Origin of the sequence: Psychroflexus sp. MES1-P1E, assembly GCF_002836055.1 — a bacterium.
In the GTDB taxonomy this organism is placed as follows: Bacteria; Bacteroidota; Bacteroidia; order Flavobacteriales; family Flavobacteriaceae; genus Psychroflexus.
The window spans coordinates 1-1058 of record NZ_PJBS01000305.1 but is presented as its reverse complement, the minus strand read 5'-3'; the positions used below and the strand labels follow the sequence as shown (position 1 = coordinate 1058).

2 protein-coding genes are annotated in these 1058 nt (G+C 36.5%); both read right to left on the bottom strand.

Annotated features, from left to right (window positions below):
- Positions 1 to 589, bottom strand: a 589-nt coding sequence (locus CXF67_RS09930) for an IS110 family transposase (protein ID WP_257984655.1), incomplete at its 3' end; no start/stop codon positions are given.
- A 30-nt stretch (positions 590 to 619) separates the two neighbouring features.
- Positions 620 to 787, bottom strand: coding sequence for a hypothetical protein (locus CXF67_RS18260; RefSeq protein WP_180957958.1), 168 nt, complete (start codon positions 785 to 787; stop codon positions 620 to 622).
- Between the last annotated feature and the right edge of the window lie 271 nt (positions 788 to 1058).

The following is a 1058-nucleotide window of genomic DNA, read 5'->3' as shown; positions in this document are numbered from 1 at the left end:
TGGTCTTACCCTTAAAATTGCCGGACTCTCTTAATATGATATCATAACCTGCATAGCTGGCTAGTTGTTTTGTATTAACTATAGATTCAAATCCTAAGGTCTCTCCTACTACCGTAGCTGCTGACTTAAATGAAATACCGGGTATACTAATCAGAAAGTCCATTTTCCGTTTAAGCTCTTTGTTTTTAGATACCAATTCTTGCATTTCTTGTTCTATTAATTCTATCTGAGCATTGAGAAGCTTTAATCTGTTCTTATGCCTTTTCAAAGCTTTGGAATTTCTATAAACTCCTGAATCGATTGCTCCCTGGCGATTGTTTTCTGTTGTTCTATCTTTCAACAAAGAACTGCGCTCCCTGCTTAATCCTTTCAATTGCTGCAACTCCTCACTGGGTGGATGCCAAAGACGAATAGTTCGTTCCAAACCAAGCATGCTCAGCATTCTACTGTCTAGAGCATCGGTCTTTGAACGTTGATCTAAACTTTGCGCATAGCGCTTTACTCTACCTGATTGCATCACACAAACAGCATAGCCCTTAGAATGTAAATAATGGGCAATACCCTGGTGGTAAACTCCCGTAGCTTCCATCACTATCAAAAAATCTACACTGCTATCAACTCATTTCTTTAGCCATTTTAAAAGCGTTTTGTAGCCAGACAAATCATTGGAAACATCTTCATGTGAGATAAACTCTTTCTCTAGTTTACCTGTAAGAAAACCTAAAGACAATGATAACTTCAATTTTGAAACATCAATACCTAAACTTTGTTTTAAGCGCTTTTCCATATCCTATTTTTTAAAGCTGAAATTCTCTTTATCATCTTTGCTCGCATTTGATTCGATCTCTGTGCTATAGGATCTAGGTACTGTTCAGATTCTAAGAAAATTATAGAAGGGTGGGATTTCTATGAAACGATATCACTTTTTGTGTATCTAGCCGAAAACTCGCTATCCCTTCTATTTAAGCTTATTGTTAATTATCCAAGCTAATGCTTTAAAGCATTAGCTTGGGAAGAGTATTGAACCTATGAAACGATATCTTTATCAAGTATCTAGC

What these genes read in the sequence shown, in the direction of transcription:
- CXF67_RS18260 (WP_180957958.1), bottom strand. Translation starts at nt 787, where the DNA reads ATGGAAAAGCGCTTAAAACAAAGTTTAGGTATTGATGTTTCAAAATTG.